Genomic DNA, 6,004 nt, shown 5'->3' on the forward strand with positions numbered 1-6,004 from the left:
CCCCCCGTCCCCGCGTCAGTCCTAACTATAAGTCTTTAACCTAACCAGACATAATACTGAATTCTGAATTCTGACTTCTGAATTCTTTTCATAAAATTTCGCTTCAGTAAATCACAAAAATGGAAATTATCAAGACCGCTCTTTGTTCTTATGGATTATCAGGTAAGGTATTTCATGCACCATTTATCAATCTGCATCCCGGATTTGAATTAATAGGTTCCTGGGAAAGAAGTAAAAAGCTGATACAAGAAGATTATCCTGATGTCAAAAGCTATTCTTCCTTAGAAGCTTTGCTCACAGATGAACAAGTTGACTTAGTAGTAGTAAATACGCCTACTTATACTCATTACGAGTATACTAAGCAGGCTTTACTTGCAGGCAAACATGTAGTGGTAGAAAAAGCATTTACCACAACAGTAGCAGAAGCCAAAGAACTTAAAGACTTGGCACAACAAAAGCAAAAAAAATTATCTGTATATCAAAATCGGAGATGGGATAGTGATTTTCAAACAGTAAAAAAAATTATTCATTCAGACTTATTAGGAGATATTATTGAAGCAGAATTTCAATTTGCTCGATACAAACCCACACTCAGTCCTAAACAACATGTAGAACTTCCTGGGCCGGGAGCAGGAATCATTAAAGATTTAGGGCCGCACTTAATAGACCAAGCTTTGCATTTATTTGGGATGCCTGATGCTGTTTTTGCAGATATGCGAATTACCAGAGCAGCATCACAGATAGATGATTATTTGGAGCTGATACTTTACTACAAGAAACTGCGTGTCAAATTGAAAGCAAGTTTCCTCGTGCGGGAACCAATACCATCGTATATTATACATGGTACAAAAGGTTCTTTTCTTAAAAGTAGGGCGGATGCACAAGAAGACAATTTACGGGCTGGTATGAAGCCTAACACTGAACACTGGTACACTGAGCCTGAAAGTGAATATGGACTATTGCATACAGAAAAAGATGCAAAAGTAATCCGAGAAAAAATCAAAAGCTCACAAGGTAGTTATTTAGGCTACTACGATGCAATGTATCAATCAATAGTTCACCATCAGCCAATTCCTGTAACTGCCGAAGACGGAATTAATGTAATGCAGATTATAGAAGCGGCTATTAACAGCAGCAATCAGCAAAAAGTCATAACAGTTTGCACAAGAATTCACTAATTCAGAATTCAGGAGTCAGAATACAGAATTCAGAATTCAGAATTCAGAGATTTATCTGTACGTTAATCGTATCGTTGCGTCATCAAGATTCTGACTCCTAACTCCTAACTCCTAACTCCTAACTCCCAACTCCCAACTCCCAACTCCTGAATTCTGACTCCTAACTCCTAACTCCTGAATTCTGACTCCTGACTCCTGACTCCTGACTCCTGAATTCTGAACCCATTTACCCATATTTGATTCCAGGCAATAACACATCCAATGTTGAAAAATCTGTTATGCAGTTTTCCACTGCTTTTATTTTCATGCCCAGCAGTTTGGGCAACGCCTTTGAATGACAATGCAAATACCCCAGATGCTAATTTTGGTACATTGCAGGGACAAGTCACCTCAGTTTCTCAGTTTTCCGATGTCCAACCGACTGATTGGGCATTTCAAGCGCTGCAATCGCTGGTGGAACGCTACGGTTGCATTGCAGGTTATCCCAATTCCACCTATCGCGGTAACCGGGCTTTAACTCGTTACGAATTTGCGGCAGGTTTAAATGCTTGTTTGGATCGGGTGAATGAGTTAATTGCTACAGCTACTGGCGATTTAGTCAATAAAGAAGATTTGGCAGTACTGCAAAAACTACAAGAAGATTTTGCAGCAGAACTAGCAACTCTGCGCGGGCGGGTGGATAACTTAGAGGCACGTGCAGCAACCCTAGAAGCGCAACAGTTTTCTACCACCACCAAGCTGAACGCTCAGGTTATTACTGCCATTACCGACACCTTTGGCGATCGCGTGGGAGGCGATGCTGATGAATCTAATACTATATTTGCTACTCGCGGTCGTTTGAATTTGGAGAGTAGTTTCACAGGTAAAGATTTGTTGCGAGTCCGTCTGGAGTTTGGCAACTTTGCCGATGCCAATGGCATAAGCCGAATTGCCACAGCTAGTGGTACGGGAATGACGCGCCTCAACTTCGACAACGACACCGACAATAGACTGATCGTTCCCCACATTCGTTACTACTTCCCGGTGAGTAATTCCTTATCCTTCGTTGTCGGCCCTGTAGGCATTGGTTATAACGACATCACAGACAACGTCACCCCTGCTACCATCGGCGATGATGGCAACGGAATTCCCTCACTATTCGGCAAGAACAGTTTCCTTTTCGAGCGGGGTGGCGGTGGTGCAGCCGTCAACTGGAGTATCAAAAAGGACTTGGTTCTGACTCTGGGTTACTTAGCAAATAGTCCCAATAACCCTACACAGAACAATGGGTTATTTGATGGCGGTTACAATGCTCTTGCCCATTTAGTGTATTACGCCAAACAAGGAGCCATTGGTATAGCTTATTCTCATGGCTATAATCCTGCTGGCACCGTTGATATCACAGGTGGAAGAGGTAGCGTTCTATCCAGCGCTCCCTTTGGCAACAATATTGCTACTTCCAATAGCATTGTCGGCCTCCAAGGGTATTATCGCTTGTCGCCAAATTTCCAAATTCACGGTTGGGGTGGATATATCTGGGCCACTGCTGAGAGTTCTGGTTTGAGTAATATTTCCAATGGCATTGGTGGAACAGATTCTCTGTTCGTAAACAACGGCGATAATGCTAATGCCTGGTTTGGGGCCATTGGCTTGTCATTCCCAGATGTGGGAGGTAAAGGTAACCTTCCAGGAATTCTCGTTGGTTTACCACCGCGTATTTCTAACAGTGATGTCCGTGAAGAGCCAGATAACGCTTACCACATCGAAGCATTCTATCGCTTGCGATTAAACGACAACATTTCAGTAACTCCTGGTTTTTGGGTAATTCTCAACCCAGAAAACAACAGCCAAAATGATACTCAATACGTGGGAGTACTTCGCACAACCTTCGATTTTTAAATTGAAAATGTTGACTGTATGGGGCATGGGGCATTAGGCATTAAAAAGTCAAAAGACACTCATATTCTTTTCTTTTTAATAGACTTCTAAGAGAAGTGGGGAAAAGGGTAAGGGGTAAAGGGAAAAGGACAAATAAAAACCCTTTTCCCTTTAACCTTTTCCCTTTCCCCCTGTTGCAAAAGTTACTTTTGCAAGAAATCTAATGAGTGCCTTTTAGCTTTTGACTTACTTTTCCCCTGCTCCCCACACTGCCTACTCCCCAGTTTTAAATCCACTGACATACACTTGTAATTGCTTTGCTACTTCTGTTGTTTGTTGTAGAGAGTTTGATACAGTACTAGAAGAATCTGCGGTGTATTTTAAGGTTTGAGTAATGTGTTCGATGTAAGATGCCATCGCTTGGGAAGTTTCTGTTTGAGATGTTGTTGCTGTAAAAATAGATTGGACTAAATGATTTATCTGTTGAGATACTTCTAAAATATCTTCCAAGCTTAACTTGGTATTTTGGACAATATTTGCTTTTTCTCCTATCTTATTAGTTTCCAATTCTATGGCTTGAACTAATGCGCTAGTTTCCATTTCTACATTACTTAAAACGCCTTCAATTTCTTGGGTTGCTTCGCTAGATTGCACAGCTAATTGGGCAATTTGTTCTGCGACTTTTGCAAAGCTCCTACCGCGATCGCCCATCCATGTGGCTTCAATACTAGCGTCGCTGGCTAATAAGTTAGTTTGGGTGGCGATTTGCCTAATCGTTGATGCTACACGGTAAATTTTGTGAGAATAGTCGCCCAAACTATTGACTTTATTGCCTATTTGTGAGTTTGTTTGTTGTAAATTCCAGATACTTTCGGCAGTTAAATCCATTGTTGTCTTGGCTGTTTCTGCTGTATTAGTAGTAGTAACAGCTATTTTCTGTAATTGTTCAGCGCTATCTGTTACTTTTTGAATCCAAAGATTCAGATTATTTAGTTCTTGAAGGGTATAGTTAACCTGTTCGATTTGTTTGAGTGTTTCATCTCCCACTTGTTGGACTAAAGCAGAATTTTCGCCAACACCAACATTGATTTGGTAAGCAATTTGTTGGACTTGAGTAACAATTTCCCACAGCGTATAAATGATGGTATTGATTCCATTAGCTAAGATTCCAGCTTCGCCTGTTGTCACTTGAGAACGAACAGTTAAATCTCCTTGCAATACTTCATTAATATCAGCAATAATTTCTCGCAGTTGCTTTTGCAAAATTTCTTGGCTGCGCTTTAATTCTTCTTCGGTTTCTTTGCGTGAAGTAATTTCCACTAGCACGCAAACAAAGTTGATTGTTTGTCCAAATACATCTAGGACGGGAGAAACAGTTAATTCACACCAAAAATAACTTCCGTCTTTACGATAATTTTTGAGTACAACTTGGCATTCTCCGGAAGTTTCCATTGCTTCATCTAATTCTGTAATTGTATCTGGATCTGTGTCATAACCTTGGAGAAATTTGTAGTTACATCCCAGTAACTCGTCAGATGAATAGCCTGTGATTTTTTCCAAGGCCGCATTACAAAATATAATTGGATTTGTTGGCTGACGTGGATCGGTAATGAATATGGCGTTACTTGCGGAAGCGATGGCCCGATCCCGAAGCCGCAAAACTTTCTGCGTGTGTTCAAGTTCAGCTACTAGACTTGCTTGTTCTAAAGCAATGCCGACTTGAATTGCTAATTGTTTAAATAAATTAATTTCATATTTGTGCCAATTACGGGTTGTGGAACACTCATGAGCACACAATAAACCCACAAGTTGATTGTTATGAATAATTGGTGCAATCAAATTTGCTTTGATTTGAAAACCTTCAAGAATTTCCCGGTGACATTCTGTAAAACCAGCTGCATAAATATCATTGGTAGCTCGGACTCGACCATTTTTGTACATTTCAATATAGTCTTCCCGGAATGGATCGTTGACAGTTTTTCCTAAGGTTTTCGTCCAACCTTGGCCAACGGACTCAGCAATGATAATCCCACTCCAATCAGCATTGAAACGATAAATAATCACACGGTCTGTTTTCAATGCTTGACGAACTTCATAAACAGTAGTGTTCTCTACATCATCTAATTTGAGCGATCGCCGAATTTTTAAGGTAATTTCTGTAAATAATTGTGAAAGTTTGGCTTGGGCTTCTTGCTGTGCCAAAAGCTTTGTTTGATCGGACAATCGTCGGTCTATAAATGAAGTCAGCAGGGTAAAACCAAGAATTACAAAGGTAGCGGTAGCAATGGAAATACCCAGCAAAGTTAGGGAATCGTTGGTTTTTGCTAGCCCAGAAATTGCTGCTGGATTAGTCGGGATGAATTTAACAGCCGCCATCCCTGTGTAATGCATTCCAGCGATCGCTCCCCCCATGACAGTAGCACTACCAATCTTTGCCAACCAGTCAGTTGTACTCGTGGGCGTGCGTAAATGAAAGGCAATATTGAGTGCTAAAATCGACGCGCCGATGGCGATGGCAATGGAAAGTAGAAACAGCACTGGGTTGTATGTAGCGGTTGCTTGCATTCGCATCGCCAGCATTCCAATGTAGTGCATGGAGGCGATACCAATACCCATTAACGTCCCACCAACCAGCAATTGCCAAATACTTAACACTGGGCGACTGACTAGGAAAAGTGCGCCCCCCGAAGCAATGACCGCAGGCAGCATAGAAACCAGCACAATCAACATATCATAGACCATCGGTATCGCCATACTAAAAGCGAGCATGGCCACAAAATGCATCGACCAAATACCGATTCCCATAACCATTGCGCCGCCAATTAACCAAGCGACTTTCGCCGATGCTTTGGCTGCTGTAACCCTTGCAGCCAAATCAAGGGCAGTATATGAGGAAAACACAGCGATGAAAATTGAAAGTGCTACCAAGCGTAGGTCGTAGATGCTAGTCATAGGGGAGGTGGGGAGGT

At 41.6% G+C, this 6,004-nt stretch carries 3 protein-coding genes; 2 read left to right on the forward strand and 1 reads right to left on the reverse strand.

Going from position 1 to position 6,004, the window contains the following annotated elements:
• The first annotated feature begins 119 nt into the window (after positions 1-119).
• Complete coding sequence (locus GNE10_RS31065) at positions 120-1,178, forward strand: Gfo/Idh/MocA family oxidoreductase (protein WP_185569718.1); 1,059 nt, start codon at positions 120-122, stop codon at positions 1,176-1,178.
• A 261-nt stretch (positions 1,179-1,439) separates the two neighbouring features.
• Entirely contained in the window at positions 1,440-3,056 is a 1,617-nt protein-coding gene (locus tag GNE10_RS31070) for an iron uptake porin (protein WP_185569719.1), read from the forward strand.
• Between the two features lie 252 nt (positions 3,057-3,308).
• On the opposite strand, the gene GNE10_RS31075 is transcribed toward GNE10_RS31070, so the two are convergent.
• A partial coding sequence (locus GNE10_RS31075) for an MHYT domain-containing protein (protein ID WP_185569721.1) occupies positions 3,309-6,004 on the reverse strand: 2,696 nt, incomplete at its 5' end.

The sequence above is a fragment of the Nostoc sp. 2RC genome, from assembly GCF_014222165.1.
Classification (GTDB): Bacteria; Cyanobacteriota; Cyanobacteriia; order Cyanobacteriales; family Nostocaceae; genus Nostoc; species Nostoc linckia.